Source organism: Brevibacterium sp. HMSC24B04 (assembly GCF_001806835.1).
GTDB lineage: Bacteria > Actinomycetota > Actinomycetes > Actinomycetales > Brevibacteriaceae > Brevibacterium > Brevibacterium ravenspurgense.
In genome coordinates this window covers 172399-188127 of sequence record NZ_KV786072.1, presented here as the reverse complement: position 1 = coordinate 188127, position 15729 = coordinate 172399, and the positions used below count along the sequence as shown (strand labels likewise).

The 15729-nt window shown below is 63.1% G+C and carries 18 protein-coding genes; 11 read left to right on the top strand and 7 right to left on the bottom strand.

All coding sequences use genetic code 11. The annotated features are described in order from the left end of the window. Window positions 1-87: 87 nt before the first annotated feature. The 8 genes from fdxA (at window position 88) to HMPREF3092_RS02680 (ending at window position 6386) form a co-directional block, all read left to right on the top strand. A complete protein-coding gene (fdxA, locus tag HMPREF3092_RS02715) occupies window positions 88-414 on the top strand; it encodes a ferredoxin (protein ID WP_061942434.1) in 327 nt (108 codons plus the stop codon). Continuing rightward, on the top strand, window positions 411-1550 hold the full coding sequence (gene dapC / locus HMPREF3092_RS02710; RefSeq protein ID WP_070423743.1) for a succinyldiaminopimelate transaminase: 1140 nt from the start codon (window positions 411-413) through the stop codon (window positions 1548-1550). Before fdxA ends, dapC begins: the two co-directional genes overlap by 4 nt. A 105-nt stretch (window positions 1551-1655) precedes the next feature. Further along, window positions 1656-2936 carry a citrate synthase gene (locus HMPREF3092_RS02705; protein ID WP_070423742.1) on the top strand — a complete coding sequence of 427 codons (1281 nt, stop codon included), beginning with the start codon at window positions 1656-1658 and terminating at the stop codon, window positions 2934-2936. Between the two features lie 61 nt (window positions 2937-2997). Beyond that, window positions 2998-3774 (top strand): LOG family protein, encoded by a 777-nt coding sequence (locus HMPREF3092_RS02700; RefSeq protein ID WP_070423741.1) that lies wholly within the window; start codon window positions 2998-3000, stop codon window positions 3772-3774. After that, a complete protein-coding gene (folP, locus tag HMPREF3092_RS02695) occupies window positions 3771-4643 on the top strand; it encodes a dihydropteroate synthase (protein WP_070423740.1) in 873 nt (290 codons plus the stop codon). Before HMPREF3092_RS02700 ends, folP begins: the two co-directional genes overlap by 4 nt. Window positions 4644-4665: 22 nt before the next feature. Next, entirely contained in the window at window positions 4666-4932 is a 267-nt protein-coding gene (locus HMPREF3092_RS02690) for a DivIVA domain-containing protein (protein ID WP_070423739.1), read from the top strand. Window positions 4933-4936: 4 nt separating this feature from the next. Next, window positions 4937-6130, top strand: coding sequence for a hypothetical protein (locus tag HMPREF3092_RS02685; protein ID WP_256174362.1), 1194 nt, complete (start codon window positions 4937-4939; stop codon window positions 6128-6130). 85 nt (window positions 6131-6215) lie between these two features. Further along, window positions 6216-6386 carry a DUF3117 domain-containing protein gene (locus tag HMPREF3092_RS02680; protein WP_019175492.1) on the top strand — a complete coding sequence of 57 codons (171 nt, stop codon included), beginning with the start codon at window positions 6216-6218 and terminating at the stop codon, window positions 6384-6386. 57 nt (window positions 6387-6443) lie between these two features. Here HMPREF3092_RS02680 and HMPREF3092_RS02675 read toward each other — a convergent pair whose 3' ends face one another. Continuing rightward, complete coding sequence (locus HMPREF3092_RS02675) at window positions 6444-7067, bottom strand: O-methyltransferase (RefSeq protein WP_061942449.1); 624 nt, start codon at window positions 7065-7067, stop codon at window positions 6444-6446. Between the two features lie 128 nt (window positions 7068-7195). Here HMPREF3092_RS02675 and HMPREF3092_RS02670 point away from each other — a divergent pair, with 128 nt between their 5' ends. Further along, the gene (locus HMPREF3092_RS02670) at window positions 7196-7576 is read left to right on the top strand and encodes a twin-arginine translocase TatA/TatE family subunit (protein ID WP_019175490.1); all 381 of its coding nucleotides are present in this window, start codon (window positions 7196-7198) and stop codon (window positions 7574-7576) included. Window positions 7577-7661: 85 nt separating this feature from the next. Here HMPREF3092_RS02670 and HMPREF3092_RS02665 read toward each other — a convergent pair whose 3' ends face one another. From HMPREF3092_RS02665 to HMPREF3092_RS02655, 3 genes are read right to left on the bottom strand one after another with little or no spacing between them, the layout of a single operon-like run. Then, window positions 7662-8789, bottom strand: a complete 1128-nt coding sequence (locus HMPREF3092_RS02665; RefSeq protein WP_019175489.1) for an Mrp/NBP35 family ATP-binding protein — start codon at window positions 8787-8789, stop codon at window positions 7662-7664. A 55-nt stretch (window positions 8790-8844) separates the two neighbouring features. After that, complete coding sequence (locus tag HMPREF3092_RS02660) at window positions 8845-10005, bottom strand: P1 family peptidase (RefSeq protein WP_070423737.1); 1161 nt, start codon at window positions 10003-10005, stop codon at window positions 8845-8847. Then, complete coding sequence (locus tag HMPREF3092_RS02655) at window positions 10006-11499, bottom strand: aminopeptidase P family protein (protein ID WP_070423736.1); 1494 nt, start codon at window positions 11497-11499, stop codon at window positions 10006-10008. Window positions 11500-11555: 56 nt separating this feature from the next. Between HMPREF3092_RS02655 and HMPREF3092_RS02650 the strand changes: the two genes are divergently transcribed. Beyond that, window positions 11556-12401 (top strand): PHP domain-containing protein, encoded by an 846-nt coding sequence (locus HMPREF3092_RS02650; RefSeq protein ID WP_070423735.1) that lies wholly within the window; start codon window positions 11556-11558, stop codon window positions 12399-12401. Window positions 12402-12426: 25 nt separating this feature from the next. Here the strand turns inward: HMPREF3092_RS02650 and HMPREF3092_RS02645 are convergent, their stop codons facing one another. Next, entirely contained in the window at window positions 12427-13923 is a 1497-nt protein-coding gene (locus HMPREF3092_RS02645) for a DEAD/DEAH box helicase (RefSeq protein ID WP_070423734.1), read from the bottom strand. A gap of 58 nt (window positions 13924-13981) precedes the next feature. On the opposite strand from HMPREF3092_RS02645, the gene HMPREF3092_RS02640 reads away from it, so the two are divergent. Continuing rightward, window positions 13982-14611, top strand: a complete 630-nt coding sequence (locus HMPREF3092_RS02640) for a ferritin-like fold-containing protein (RefSeq protein WP_019175484.1) — start codon at window positions 13982-13984, stop codon at window positions 14609-14611. A 134-nt stretch (window positions 14612-14745) separates the two neighbouring features. Here the strand turns inward: HMPREF3092_RS02640 and HMPREF3092_RS02635 are convergent, their stop codons facing one another. Both HMPREF3092_RS02635 and HMPREF3092_RS02630 read right to left on the bottom strand, forming a co-directional pair. After that, entirely contained in the window at window positions 14746-14967 is a 222-nt protein-coding gene (locus tag HMPREF3092_RS02635; protein WP_019175483.1) for a DUF3107 domain-containing protein, read from the bottom strand. A 55-nt stretch (window positions 14968-15022) separates the two neighbouring features. After that, window positions 15023-15637, bottom strand: a complete 615-nt coding sequence (locus HMPREF3092_RS02630; protein ID WP_083274211.1) for a TetR/AcrR family transcriptional regulator — start codon at window positions 15635-15637, stop codon at window positions 15023-15025. Window positions 15638-15729: the final 92 nt, after the last annotated feature.

Genomic DNA, 15729 nt, shown 5'->3' with positions numbered 1-15729 from the left:
ACGTCACCACCTTAGCGGGGGAGTACCCTTGGATCAGATGAATGCCGCCGGGAGCGTGTCACTCCACGCTCAGCAGAAGGAGTCCCAGTGACCTACATCATTGCCCAGCCCTGCGTCGACCTCAAAGACCTCGCCTGTGTTGACGAATGTCCCGTCGACTGCATCTACGAAGGCGAGCGGATGCTCTACATCCACCCCGACGAGTGCGTGGACTGCGGCGCCTGCGAACCTGTCTGCCCTGTTGAGGCCATCTACTACGAAGACGACGTCCCAGAAGAGTGGGCCGAGTACTACACGGCCAACGTCGACTTCTTCAACGACCTCGGTTCACCCGGCGGAGCCGCCGGTGTCGGCAATGTCGGCTACGACCACCCGATCGTTGCAGCGTTGCCCAAGCAGGAACACGACGAGTGACCTACGAACGCTACGGTCTTCACCTGGAGGCCTACCCGTGGGACCGGCTGGCCGCCGTACGGCAGACCGCCGAAGCTCATCCCGATGGGATCGTCGACATCTCAATCGGCACGCCCATCGACCCAACACCGGAGCTCATACAGGAAGCCCTGCGGGCGGCAGCTGACGCTCCGGGCTATCCCACAACTGACGGCACTGTTCAGCTGCGCGAAGCGATTGCCGGCTGGTCGAAGCGGGTCCGCGGCATCGAAATTGATCCCGGCAGCGAAATCCTGCCGACGGTCGGGTCCAAAGAGTTCGTCGCAGCCCTGCCGAGCCTGCTGGGGCTCGCTCAGCTGGGACTGCGCGTGGCATGCCCGTCGCAGGCATACCCCACATATGAAATCGGTGCGCGCCTTGCCGGTGTCGAATGTGTGCGCATCAATGCAGCAGACATTGCCGCGGGAGCATCGCTGGAAGGTGTGGGCCTCCTGTGGCTCAATTCGCCGGGCAATCCCACCGGCCGCGTAGATACGGCTGAAGAGCTTCGGGCTGTCATCGCAGAAGCGCGTCGCTGCGGCACCGTGGTCGCCGGCGACGAATGCTACGCAGCTCTCAACTGGGCCGAGGATCGCCCAACCCCGTCGGTTCTCGACCCTGGGGTCGTCGGCGACGACTATTCCGGCGTGCTGAGCGTCTATTCGCTGTCCAAACAGTCAAACCTCGCCGGCTACCGTGCATCATTCGTCACGGGTGACCGCGTGCTCATCCGGGAACTGACCACCACCCGCAAACACCAGGGAATGATCGTTCCCGCACCCGTGCAGGCGGCGATGATCGCCGCTCTGAATGACGACGCGCACTGGCAGCGGCAGCGCGACCTCTACCGGCGTCGTCGCGAGCTTCTGCGGCCGGCAGTCGAACAGGCGGGCCTGCGCATCGACCATTCGGAAGCGGGCCTGTACCTGTGGGCAACCCGGGGCGAAGACTGCATGACAACACTCGAATGGCTGGCAGGGCTGGGCATCATGGCAGGCCCCGGCTTCATCTACGGACCCGAGGGTCAGCAGCACGTCCGGCTGGCGCTGACAGCACCGGACGAAAGGATCCGCGCGGCGGCTGAGAGGCTGCGCGGAAGCTCAGCTACCACACGTTGAGCGAACTCTCAGTGATTTACTGTTTTTTCTACAATTAGGTAATCTTCTTCATGTCTCTGAACCACAGCGGAACAGAGCGTGCGAAGTTCGAACAGAGGAGAATCAATGGCGGCAGACGGCTTCCTGCGGGTAGATGACCATGAACTCGAACTCGAAGGCGTCGAACCAACAGCCGGTACTGAGGGGCTGAACATCAGCAAGCTCCTGGCCGAAACCGACCGCGTCACCTTCGACCCCGGCTTTGGCAACACCGCCTCGTCGACCTCCGCCATCACCTTCATCGACGGTGACGAAGGCATCCTGCGCTACCGCGGATACGCCATCGAAGACCTCGCCGAGAACGCATCCTTCGTCGAAGTCGCCTACCTCCTCATCAAGGGCGAACTGCCCACCGCCGAACAGCTGAAGTCGTTCGAGGAGCGCATCGCCCAGCACGCCGAAGTCCCGCAGGGCATCTACGACCTCGTCGCCGCAATGCCGGAAGACGCCCACCCCATGTCGATCCTCTCGACCGCCGTTTCGGCGCTGGGCACCTTCAACCAGGACACCATCGACGTCTACGACGACGCACAGATGGAAGAAGCCGCCGTTCGCCTGCTCGGCGCCATGCCCGTCTTGACGGCCCTGGCCCACCGCCGCCGCTTCGGCGTCGACTCGGTGCTGCGCCCCGAACCGCAGTACGGCCTGGTCGGCAACTTCTTCCGCAGCAACTTCGGTGTAAGCGGTGAAGAATACGCATCCAGCGAGAACGTCCGCAAGGCGCTCGACCTTCTGTTCATCCTGCACGCAGACCACGAACAGAACTGCTCGACATCGTCGGTTCGCCTGGTCGGCTCGTCCGAAGCAAACCTCTACCAGTCGGTTGTAGCCGGCATCAACGCTCTGGCAGGCCCTCTGCACGGCGGCGCGAACTCCGCGGTGCTGGAAATGCTCGAAGAGATTTCGCAGTCCGACGACGGCGCCGAAAGCTACATGGAGCGGGTCAAGAACAAGGAACGCGGCGTGCGCCTCATGGGCTTCGGCCACCGCGTCTACAAGAACTACGACCCGCGCGCTGCCATCATCAAGCAGACCGCCCACGACATCATCGAAGAGCAGGGCGGCAACGACGACCTCCTGGACCTTGCTACAGCTCTGGAAAAGGTTGCGCTTGACGACGACTACTTCGTCAGCCGCAAGCTGTACCCGAACGTCGACTTCTACACGGGTCTGATCTACAAGGCGCTTGGATTCCCCACCGACATGTTCACGGTGATCTTCGCCATGGGCCGTCTGCCCGGCTGGATTGCCCAGTGGATTGAAATGCGCGGTGACGACACCACCCGCATCGGCCGTCCGCGCCAGATCTACACCGGCGAAAAGCTTCGCACCTACCCGTCGAAATGACGGCTGGGTGAAGGCGGGGTGAGGCACTGTGCCCGCCCCGTCTTTTTCGTGAAAGGACACAATGACCAGCTCTGACATCCCGAACGACGAACTCTTCTACACGAAGGGCTCACTGCACCTGCGAAGCCAGCACGTGCCCCAAACCACGGCCGATCAGCGACTGTTGGACAACCGCCCGAACTCGGACTGGGTGCACGAAGACCCGTGGCGGACCATGCGGATCCACGCGGAGTTCATTGAGGGCTTCAGTTCGCTGGCGGGTCTGCCGACGGCAGTGTCGATCTTCGGTTCGGCCCGCCTGAACGAAGGCACGGAAGAGTACGCCCTGGCTGAAGAGCTCGGTCGCAGGCTCGTGGACGAGGGATACGCGGTTGTCACCGGCGGTGGGCCCGGTGTCATGGAGGGCGGCAGCAAGGGTGCAGCGGAAGCCGAAGGAACCTCGGTGGGCCTGGGCATCGAACTGCCGTTTGAATCGGGGCTCAACCCCTATGTGGGCATCGGCATCAACTTCCGCTACTTCTTCGTGCGCAAGACGATGTTTATGAAGTATTCCTCGGCCGCGATTGTGCTGCCCGGCGGCTTCGGCACTCTTGATGAGCTGTTTGAGGCTCTCACACTGGTGCAGACACGCAAGAAGAACCGCTATCCGGTGGTTCTTATGGGAACGGACTTCTGGTCGGGGCTCGTTGACTGGATCACCACAACACTCGTCGACAAGGGAACGATTTCTCCCGGCGATGTCGATCTGTTCCATCTGACGGATTCGGTGGATGAGGCAATTGCCTTCATTCAGGAGTCTGCCGACCAGCCGATTCCCACCGGTCGTTTCCGTCCGTGACGTTCAGAGTTCGCGGGGTTGAGGCCGGACCCCTGCAGCCGGTCATCATGGCTGTCATCAACCGGTCGACGGACTCGTTCTACACGTCTGCGGCAACCGTGGACGATGCACTCTGCTCTGCCGAGGAGGCGGTCCGGGAAGGTGCGCGGATCCTCGACATCGGGGGAGTGAGGGCCGGGCGCGGACCGTCTGTGTCGGTAGACGAAGAAATCGCTTTGGTCGCGCCGGTCATCTCGGCTTTGGCTAAGGAACACCCGGATGTGCTCATCTCCTGCGACACCTACCGCGCACCGGTGGCCAGAGCCGCGGCCGAGGCCGGTGCCGGGCTCATCAACGACACGTGGGCGGGTGTGGATCTTGATGTCGCACACGCTGCCGCCGAGGCGGAGGTCGGCCTGGTCTGCTCCCACACCGGGGGCCTGACTCCCCGGACTGACGCGCACCGCAACCGGTTGGGCCTATCGTCTGCTGATGTCATGCCGGCCGTCATGGAGGGGCTTGAGCGGTTGCGCGCACGCGCCCTTGAGGCGGGCGTTGACGAACGAGCCATCATTCTTGACCCCACACCCGATTTTGGGAAGAACACGTACCAGTCGGCCGCTGTTATGCGGGACCTTGGCATGCTCACAGCCGGTGAGAGCGCCGTGATGCTCGCGATTTCGCGCAAGGACTTTGTGGGAGAGCTCGTCGGTTCACAAGGACCGGATGACCGGCTTGCCGCCACTATTGCGGCCACGGCGCTTGCAGTTGATGCGGGTGCTGCCATTATCCGTACGCATGACACGGCTGAAACACGTCAGGCGATTGACGTGGTTGTCGGCATACGCGGCCTCAAACCGCCTGTCAGCGCACAGCGGGGACTGCGCTGAAAGCGTGTGAGAGCATAGACGCATGGCCTGGATGATCCTTGGAGCGTGCGCGGCGCTCATCGTGTTCGCAGCCGTTGCCGCCGGCGCTTTCGGCATCTTCGATTCCGGCATGAGCGAACCCGAACCCGTTCTGCCGCCGAAGGACGCATCCGCTGCTGATATTGCCCGGATGCGGTTCTCACCAGCTTTCGGCGGGTACCGCAGGGACCAAGTTGATCAGGCCATTGACATCCTCACTGCCCGCATAGAAGAGCTTGAAGAAGAAGCCGGTGTCAGAACCGAAAAGTGAAGCCGTGCAGCTACGCACCGAAGCCTTCTCTGCCCGGCGTCTGACGGCGTCTCTTCTGCGCCTGCCGGTATGGGCGCAGGCCACTGCGGTCTATGCCGTCAGCCGCGTGGTGACTCTGCTGCTGTTCAGCATTGTTCTGCGCTTCCAGGCGCCCACGTTCTGGTCGGACAACAAACCTCCGACCTTCTTTGAGTTCCTGGGCTTCTGGGACGCTGACTGGTACCGCAGAATCGCCGATGAGGGCTACCCCCGTGTTCTCCCGTTGACTGACAGTGGGGATGTCGCCCAGAACCAGTGGGCGTTCTATCCGCTGCACCCCACGATTGTCGGCTGGCTGCGCGATATGACGGGCATTGACTACAAGGTGCTCTCACCCATCGTGTCGCACATCTTCGCCCTGGCAGCAGCGATTGCGATTCTGTACCTGTTCCGGCGGCACGCAGATCCTGCACGAGCCCTTGCCGGTACAGCGCTCGTGTTCTTCTTTCCCGCAGCAGCCGTCTTTTCGACCGGCTATTCGGAAGCCGCCGGCATCTTCTTCCTCGCGCTTTCCCTGCTGTGCGTGGATTCTCGCCGCTATCTTCTTGCCATTCCAGCAGTTCTCCTCATGGACCTCGCCAGGCCCATTGGAGTGGCGTTTTCGTTCTTTATGCTCATTCACCTGCTTGATCGGATCCGGCGCAGGCAGACAGAGCCGTATCCTCTGCGGGAAGTCCTGACATCGTGGGCTTTGGGTGTGCTGTCGTGCTTCTTCGCCGTACTGCAGCCGCTGGGAGCATGGATGCTCACGGGACAATTCGACGCTTACCGGAAGACCGAAGCCGCGTGGACGGGCCACACGGAGGTCTTCACCCAGTGGCTCACGGCCTCGACACGCTATCTGGGCTGGTGGGGGCCGATTGCCCTCGCTGTTCTCATCCTGCTGTTCGTGTGGGGAACGCTCGGTCCGACGGGTGAGCTGATCGGCAGGACGCAGAAGCAGTTCCTTTTCGGCTATGCCGTCTACCTGCTCTTGTTCTTCACACCGCAGACTTCAACCCTGCGGCTTCTGCTGCCGATGTTCGGTCTGGCAATGGTGCAGGCGCGCAGTCGCTCCCGCACGGCTCTGGCTACGGCGCTTATCGGGTTTACGGTCCTGCAGCTTCTGTGGGTATCACTGCTGTGGCGTCTGGTGCCGCCCACGGGCTTCCCGCCGTGATATGACGAAGAAGGTCTCGGTATGTGCGAAACCCGAGAAAGTGTTGGATAATAGCTGATAACTGTGTTCGGCGAAAGGATTAAGAATGGCAGCTCAGAAGCCTCGCACCGGTGATGGCCCTCTCGAAGTGACGAAAGAGGGACGCGGCTATGTCCTTCGCCTGCCCGTTGAAGGCGGCGGCCGTCTGGTTATCGAAATCAGCCAGGACGAAGCTCAGGACCTCAAGGATGTCCTGGCCGGAGCGCTCGAAGGCTGACCGGCGTTTCGCAGATCCCGTTCTCCCGGTGGGAGAACGGGATTTTTCTTTGGCCGGTCAGCGGCGCACTGCCAGCAGTCCCGCATCGATCGGCAGGAGCACACGGTTGGGGGAGTCCTGGAGGTCGGCAAGAACCCGACGCAGGGCGGTGGAACTCGCATCCCGAGCAGCGGGGTCTGCGACGGTCCCCGAACCCAGGGCGTCATTGACCACCAGCAGTCCGCCGTTGCGCACCTTCGTCAGGGCCTGCGGCACGATGTCGGGGAAACCAGCTGGGTCAGTGTCGACGAACACGAAGTCGTAGCCTTCCGGTGAGAGCCGGCTGAGGACCGATTCGGCAAAACCCTGGATGAACCGGGTTCGGTGGGCGCGGAAACCTGCGACCTCAGCGAGTTCAGCAGCCACTGACTGGCGTTCGCGATCAATGTCAACACTCGTGAGCATGCCGCCGGGGCCCAATCCTGCGAGTATCGCCAGTGTTGACGCTCCCGTGCCGGTGCCCAGCTCAACGACGTTCTTTGCACCGGTCAGCTGTACGAGCATGGTCAGAAGCCTGGCGGATGTCGCGCCCAACGGGGCGCTCTGATAGTCCGCCGCAATTGTGCGCGCCGCTTCTTCTGCGGCTGTCGCGGTGTTGAACCGAGAAGCGTAGTGGCTGTCAGCCGCCCAGTTTCTGGACAAGCGCTCCTCCTGTTCTGCGTGTGTTCCCGCCGGGCCTGATGACCCCGGTGGGATAAGCATAGTCACAGGTCCTGGCGTGTGCCGACCTCGGCTGAAGCCGGAGGGCGCCACGGCTTAGAATGGTGTGCATGTTCGGGATCAACGGCACTGAGTTCATCATCATCATGCTTGTTGTTCTCATTGTCGTAGGCCCGCAGCGCATGCCGGAATATGCCGCGCAGCTGCGTGATTTCGTCAAAACCATGCGCAAGCAGATCGTCAGTCTGCGCGACAGCGTGCAGGACGAAATGGGTGACGACTTCAAAGACGTCGACTGGCAGAAATTCGATCCGCGCCAGTACGACCCGCGCAGGATTGTGCGTGAGGCCCTCATGGAAGACGACGAACCCGAACCGGCTGATGATCGCCCGCTGGAGCCCATGCGCCTGTCACCCCTGCAGAGGTACTCAGAACAGGCAGGCCAGCGCGACACATCGAAACCGGCGCCGTTTGACGACGAAGCTACGTAAGTGCCGACCTAATGCTGTGAAATCGAAAAGAGGGGCGTGCGAGGTTGAAACTCGCACGCCCCTCTTCTTCAGCTGTGTGCCTTACTCAGGCCGGTGACAGTCCGAGCGAACGGCCGGCAAGTCCGCGCGAACGGCGGCTGAGCTGCTGGGCAACAGAGCGCAGCGTCACCGAAGCGGGGGAATCCGGGTGGGACAGAACAGCCGGCACACCGGCGTCAGCGCCGGAGCGGACGGGCTCGTCCAGCGGAATCTGACCCAGGAGCGGGACCTTCGCACCGGTGGTGCGGGTCAGCTGTTCGGCTACCTCGGTGCCGCCTCCTGAACCGAAGATCTCCATGCGCTCACCGGAGGGCAGTTCGAGCCACGACATATTCTCGACAACACCCGCGATGCGCTGGCGGGTCTGTGTTGCGACCGTGCCGGCGCGTGCGGCCACCTGGGCGGCGGCCTGCTGCGGTGTTGTGACAACCAGAAGCTCCGAGGTGGGCAGCAGCTGGCCGACTGAAATGGCGATGTCACCCGTACCCGGAGGCAGGTCGAGCAGCAGGATGTCGAGGTCGCCCCAGAACACGTCCGTGAGGAACTGCTGGAGCGCACGGTGCAGCATAGGTCCGCGCCACACGACAGGCTGTGACGGCGGGACGAACATGCCGATCGACATGACCTTCACGTTGTGAGCCACCTGCGGGATGATCATGTCGTCCACGCGGGTGGGGTTGCCCGACAGGCCGAGCATGCCGGGGATCGAGAAGCCGTAGATGTCGGCGTCGACAACGCCGACCGACAGGCCCTGTTCGGCGAGTGCGACAGCGAGGTTGGCGGTTACAGACGACTTGCCGACACCGCCCTTGCCGGAGGCCACCGCGTAGACGCGGGTGAGCGAGTTCGGTTCGTTGAAGGGAATGGGGCGCGAGGCGCCGGGCCCCTGGAGCTTTTCGCGCATCTCTTGGCGCTGTTCGGGTGTCATGGTGCCCAGTTCCACGTTGACGGCGGTGACGCCTTCAACAGCCTGTACGGCCTTCGTGGTGTCGCTGATGATGGTGTCCTTGAGCGGACAGCCCGCGACTGTCAGCAGAACGCGCACGTCGACGGTGCCGTCGTCTGCGATGGTGAATTCGTCGAGCATTCCCAGTTCGACGATGCTGCGGCGGATTTCGGGGTCTATGACGCCTTTGAGGGCTTCATATACCGCGTCCCTGTTGGGAGGTGTCACTGACCGACCTTCCTCTGACGACGATATTCGACTGGCTATTCTACTTCGCCGCCGATCAGGGCTGTACCGCGGTGTCTGTCCCTGTCAGCGGACCATCCAGGCGTTCCCGCGCCTGCGCTTCCCACGCACTGCACAGGTCAGGGAAAACATCCCTCAGCGCTGGCGGAAGATCCACGTTGGACAATTGGTGGTGCGGTTCACCCGCGGTGAGAACAGCATCGACGATTGCGGCAGACAGGGCATCGGCGGCGGCGATGTTGAGCTGGGTCTGCATCTCCACGGGGGTTCCCGGTGACGAGGCGGAGCCTCCGGGGCCGGTCGAGGCAGCACCGTCTGCGTGCTGCCCGGCGCTGACAGCAAACACGGTGTCGCCGTCGAACATGGTGTGCGAAGGCCACACGGCACGGGCGATTCCCGCGTGTGCGGACGTCGCCAGCCGAGTGGCTTCCGCGTCTGTCAGAAAAGCATCAGTGCAGATGAGGGCAATAGTCGTGTTCGTCGTTGCCTGCTGCTGACGCTGTCGGGCGCACTCAGTCATCCGTGCGGTTTCATCCGGATCGACAGTCGGCAGCTGCATTCCGTAGGTATTGAGCACACCCGCGGCGGCAAGCCTGCCGCCGGGCTCAAACAGAGTGCCCATCGGATTGGCGATGACGACTGCACTGACCCAGTGCCCGCCCGCGGTGAAGATTGACGCGCAGCCCATTCCGCCTCGGGAAAAACCGCGGCCCGTCCACGCGCCGATCCCGGCACCCGTGCTGCCACGAGACTCATACAGAACGGAACCGCTGGCTGCCCGGCGGCCGAGTGCGTTCTCGGCAGCCCGGTACCCATCCTCAGCAGATGGGGGAGTAGGCGCGCCTCCGCGGCCGATGTCGAAAATCGCGGCGGCGGGAACAATCGGGACTCGCGTGCCGGCAACAGGCGTGCCCACACCGGACTCGACCAGCCGGTCCTGCACCCCGCGGGCTGAAGCCAGTCCCAGCGCACTGCCACCGGTCAGCACAATCCCGTCCGCCCCGAACGGAAGGGTTCCCGGGCGGGCGATGTCGGTTTCGTGCGTAGCCGGGCCTCCACCTCGGGAGTCAACCCCGACTGTGCTTCCCGCAGGCGGAATGAGAGCCGTGACGCCGCTGAGAGAACCCACAGCGCACGTGCCGACCCTCACCCCGATGTGCTCGGGGCCGACCCCGGGAAGCAGACGGCCGAGTTCCACTCAGCTGCGCCCCTGAACCCACGCTTCGATTTCTTCGCGAGTCCGCGGGAAGCCGGCCGACAGGTTCTCAACGCCGTCCTCGGTGACGAGAATGTCGTCCTCGATCCGCACGCCAATGCCGCGGTATTCCTCGGGAAGCAGAAGATCCTCTTCCTTGAAGTACAGGCCCGGCTCAATCGTGAAGATCATGCCCGGCTTGAGGTCAGCACCCAGGTACATGTCGGCACGCGCCTGGGCGCAGTCGTGAACATCGAGCCCGAGGTGGTGGCTGGTTCCGTGGACCATCCACCGGCGGTGCTGCTGGCCCTCAGGGCTGAGCGCCTCTTCGGCAGTAACCGGCAGAAGACCCCACTCTTCCAAGCGGTGCGCAATGACATGCATAGCGGCATCGTGAATCTCTGCGAACTTCACGGGACGGTTGACGTGCTCACCGGCAACCGCAAAAGCAGCGTCCGCGGCTTCCAGAACCGCGTCGTAGATGCGGGCCTGCACGTCCGAGAAAGTACCGCTGATGGGAATCGTGCGGGTGATGTCAGCCGTGTACAGGCTGTCGGCCTCAGCACCGGCATCGACCAGCAGCAGATCACCAGGGTTGACCTTGCCGGTGTTCTTCGTCCAGTGGAGCGTGCAGGCGTTGTTGCCGGAAGCGGCAATCGTTTCGTAGCCGACGTTGTTGCCCTCGGTGCGGGCAGCCTTCCAGAACGCGGTTTCGATGACACGCTCACCGCGGTGGTGGCCGACGGCTTCGTCGAGGCTGTCGATGATGTGGTCGAAGCCTTCACGGGTGATTGCGATAGCGCGGCGGACTTCGCCGATTTCGTAGTCGTCCTTGATCAGGCGCAGCTCGGACAGGAACTGGGCGAGCTCGTCATCGCCGGCCTGGCTGGCCTCGAGGTCGGCCTGAACAGCCTGGCGGGCGGAATCAACCTGCGCTTCGATGCTGCTGTCGGCACCGCGCAGCAGACGCACCGAGGTGCTGCCGAGGTCCTTCGTAATGGAATCGCCGGCTTCGGAAATGGGCCGGCACGCCATGCCGGTCATGGTCTCCATGGTTTCCAGTTCCGGGCGCTTGCCGACCCAGTATTCGCCGTAGCGGGCATCCGAGAAGAACTCCTCGGTGTCCGCTCCAGCGCGCGGGCTGAAGTAGAACGTGACGTTGTGGCCGTCCTCGGTGGGTTCGAACACGAGAACAGAGTCGGGCTCAAGGTCAGCGTGCAGCCCGGTCAGGTGAATGAACGCGGAGTGCGGGCGGAAGGGGTAGTCGGTGTCGTTCGAGCGGACCTTGAGGCTGCCGGCGGGAACGACAACCCGTTCGCCCGGGAATGCCTTGGAGACTGCCTCACGGCGGGCGGGGGTGAAGCGGGAGGCTTCGAGTGCTTCGGCGGGAACGGGAGTGCGCTCCCAGCCCTGAGCTACGAAATCCCGGAAGGCCTTCGAGTTCGGCCTGCGGGAGCGGTTGTTGACACGGTCATCAAGAGCCTGATCGGTAGTCATGACTCCAGCATAGTCGCCAGTGCCGCCGTGTCATCCGGCTCAGTAGACTGTGTGGCATGTCGATCGATCTGCACACCCACTCGAGCTTTTCCGACGGCACTCAAACGCCCGAAGAACTGCTGAAAGAAGCCGCGCAGGTGGGGCTTGAAACTGTGGGGCTGACAGATCACGACACGGTTCGCGGATGGGCCGATGCGGCCGTGGCTGCCAAACGCGAAGGCATCAGCCTGGTGCGCGGTATGGAAGTGTCGTGCAAACACGACGGTGTGACAGTGCACCTGCTGAGCTACCTGCACAATCCAGACGGGGCCGAACTTTCCGCCGCGGTTGCCGATATGCGCAAAGCCCGCCTTGAACGCGGCCAGCGCATGGTCGAACTGCTCAGCCGCGACTACCCGCTGAACTGGGACGACCTTCTGGCCGTTGTCGGCCCTGAAGCGACAATCGGACGGCCGCACATTGCCGACGCCCTCGTAGCCGGCGGATTCGCCGCCGACCGCAGTGCGGCTTTTGCGCACCTGCTGTCACCGCGCGGGCCCTACTACGTGCCGATTCCGGCAATATCCGCAATCGATGCCGTGCGCATGGTTCACGATGCCGGGGGAGTAGCCGTGTTCGCCCACCCTCTTGCATCAGCACGCGGCCGCGTGCTCGGTGACGCTGCCATCGCCGAACTCATCGAAGCGGGACTCGACGGCTTGGAGATCGACCACCGGGACAATCCTCCGGAGGGGCGACGCCGACTGCGCCGCATGGCGGCAGAACACGACCTCATTGTGACCGGATCATCCGACTATCACGGCGCCGGAAAGCCAAACCGGCTCGGTGAAAACATCACCGAGCCGGAACAGCTGGAGCGAATAGCAGAGCGAGCCCGCGGCGTCGAAGTCCTTCACGCCTGACCCGCCCGGCACCCGCCGGAACCCGTCAGTCTTCTTGCGCTCCGCCTCGGGTGCGGCGGCGACGGCGACGGCGCTTGGGTGCATCCCCATCAGAGGTCTTCGCCTGCTGTGCGGGATCGGACTTCTGCGCATCCGAGCCCTTCTCAACGCTCTTGCCTCCGCGAGTGCGGCGGCGTGGGCGACGCGGCTTGCTGTCATCACGACGACGCTCGCCGCGGCCGGAACGGCGGTTCTCGCCGCGGCCGGAGCCTGAGCCTTCGGACTTTGCGGACTGTGCTCGCGGCAGCCGGCCCTTGGTGCCCTTGGGGATGTTCTGCTCTTCGAACAGGTGGGGTGACGTGGAGTAGGTTTCCTTCGCCTCGAGGTCCTGCTCAAGGGTGCGGGCGATCATGTTCCAGCGCGGAATGTCATCCCAGTCGATGAGCGTGATCGCAATGCCGGTGCTGCCGGCACGACCGGTGCGTCCCACGCGGTGAATGTAGGTGCTTTCGTCATCCGGGCACTGGTAGTTGATGACGTGGGTGACGTCCTCAACGTCGATGCCGCGGGCAGCGACATCGGTGGCGACCAGAACATCGGTCTTGCCGGTGCGGAAGTTCTTCAGAGCACGCTCGCGCGCCTGCTGGTTGAGGTCACCGTGCAGCGGGCGGGCGTTGAAACCACGGTCCGTGAGCTCTTCGGCCAGACGGTCGGCAGTGCGCTTCGTCTTGGCGAAGATGATGGTGCGGCCGCGACCCTCTGACTGCAGTACACGACCGACGAGCTCGGCCTTGTCCATAGCGTGGGCGCGGTAGGCGAACTGCTTGATGTTCGCCGTCTTTTCGTGCGCCGACTGTTCGTTTGCAGCCCGAATGTGGGTGGGCTGGTGCATGTAGCGGCGAGCCATTGTGACAACCGCACCGGGCATGGTTGCCGAGAACAGCATCGTCTGGCGCTTCGCTGGCAGAGCGGCGATGATCCGCTCAACATCCGGCAGGAAGCCCAGGTCGAGCATTTCGTCGGCCTCGTCGAGGACGACGGTCGTGATTTCGCTGAGCTTGAGAATCCGACGGCCGTACAGGTCGAGCAGGCGGCCCGGAGTTCCGACGACGACATCGGCGCCGGCTTTGAGCGATTCAATCTGCGGTTCGTAGTCCCGACCGCCATAGATCGTGACGACCTTGACCTGCAGCTTTTCTGCCGCAGTCGCGAGTTCGCTGGCAACCTGCTGGGCGAGTTCACGCGTTGGTGCGACGACGAGCCCACGCGGGGCGCGTCCGGCTTCGGGGATTTCGGGGGTTGAGCCCTCGGCCGGAGCGAACTCTGGGCGGACAGGCGCATCGAGGCGCTGCAGCAGCGGTAGGCCGAAGCCGAGGGTCTTGCCGGTGCCCGTCTGCGCCTGACCGATGATGTCGGCGCCGCCGAGGGCGATCGGCAGAGTCATCGATTGAATGGGGAAGGGCTCGGTGATGCCGTGATCGGCAAGAGCCGCGACGATGGGGCCGGAAACCCCGAAGTCAGCAAAAGTCTTCTGTTCAGTCACATTTTTCCTATTGTCTATCCGGTGCGGCGAACGCACTCGCGGCGGTTAGGCTAGGGCCATGCCCCACTCCAACACGCCTGAAGAAGTCCACGCGGCAACGCTGTCCGTTTTGGCCTTCCACGCACTTTCGACGTTTGAACTCACATCAACGGACTCACAGCACGCGCCGAGCATCCGCGAATCCATCGGCCTTGCGCGTCTTGCGGGGCACTCGCTCGAACACTTCGAGCGGCTGGCGTCGCGGGTGGCGGACTTGGGCGGGGATCTGACGAGCCTCATGGAAAGCCAGGCGGGTTCGTTCCGCGCTTTCCGGGAACGCACTCGACCCAAAGACTGGTACGAATCCGTCATGAAGGTCTACGTCTACGACGGGATCATGACCGAATACTGTCGAAGCACCCTCACAGCTCTTGACTCCAAGAGTCGAGAGGTCGTCGATTCCGTGTTCGATGATACACGCTCTGCCGACTATCTCCGGGAATGCCTGCGTTCAGTCGTGGCCGACGACGAGGTGATCGGCAGCCGCCTGGCACTGTGGGGACGCAAGCTCGTCGCCGAATCTCTCACCCGCATCCGCGAATTCGCCGCAATCCCGAACACAGTATTCGAAAAGCCCGACGAAGCTCTTCTCCAGAGGCTGCTCGCCGGGCACTCCAAGCGCATGTCGGACCTCGGGCTGACCGCCTGACCCGAGCGCGCACCTGACTGAGCGGGGCAGCGGGAGATCAGCGGCGCCTCGTGAGTCAGGAGCGGTGACAAAAGAAAAACCCGTGCGAACAGGAAAAAGGGGAGGCCCACAGCCTCCCCTTTTGACTTAGCCGATCAGCTGATGCCGAAGCCGACCCGACCCTGCGTGGACGGGCCGGAGTCAACATAGGCAATGGAATCAGCCGGCACGACAACGCGACGCTGACCGTCCTCCAGCACGAGAGGAGTGCCGTCCTTCAACGCGGAATCGACAAGGTCCTTCAGCTGCTGAGCATCAAGGTCAGATTCGATGGCGATTTCACGAGTGGACTGTGTGATGCCGATTTTGATTTCCATAGCGCCTCCTTGGCGGGTTCGCGGTTCGCAGAGGCAACCTCACACGAGGCTGCGCTTATTCCCCCGGATGCAGGTCAACCTGGGGATCTTCAATCGCCGACAGCCCGTCAAAAGCGAGGATGCCGACAAGACGAGCACTTTCGTAAGGATCGTAGTCGCGGTTGCGGGACCATTCGAACGCCGCCTGCTTCGCCATGCCGACAAGAGCGTGGCCGAGGATGTTCGCTTCGGCCTCCGTGACCTCGGTGTCGCGGCGGATGGAACGGCTCACCGTGTCGGCGAAGCTGTCCAGAGCATCCCGCCAGTGCTGACGGCTTTCGTCGTTTTCGTTGTCGGCGCGCATGAGGACATCAAAGGCGTTGCGGTCCTCAACCGCGAACATGAAGAAGCTCTTGATGGTCGAGTACACGCGCTCGCGGCGGTCATGAACCGAGTCCAGCAGAGTGGCGAGCATTCGGTTGAGGTTGTCAATCGCCTCGTCAAGGACCGTGAGGAACAGGTCAAGCTTCGATTCGAAGTGCTGGTACAGGACGGGCTTGGACACTCCGATGCTCGCAGCAATCGCATCCATCGACGTCGCGTGGTAGCCCTCCTGGGCAAACTGGCGGGTAGCGATGCTGATGATCTGCGCGCGGCGCTGCGCGCGTCTCATACGAGGTGTCGGCGGCATTGTGTGACTCTTATCTGACGACGGACGCGGAGACAGGAGCTGTTCCGCGGTGAACGACTGACCATTCTAGATCTTTTTTCTGTGCGTGCGGC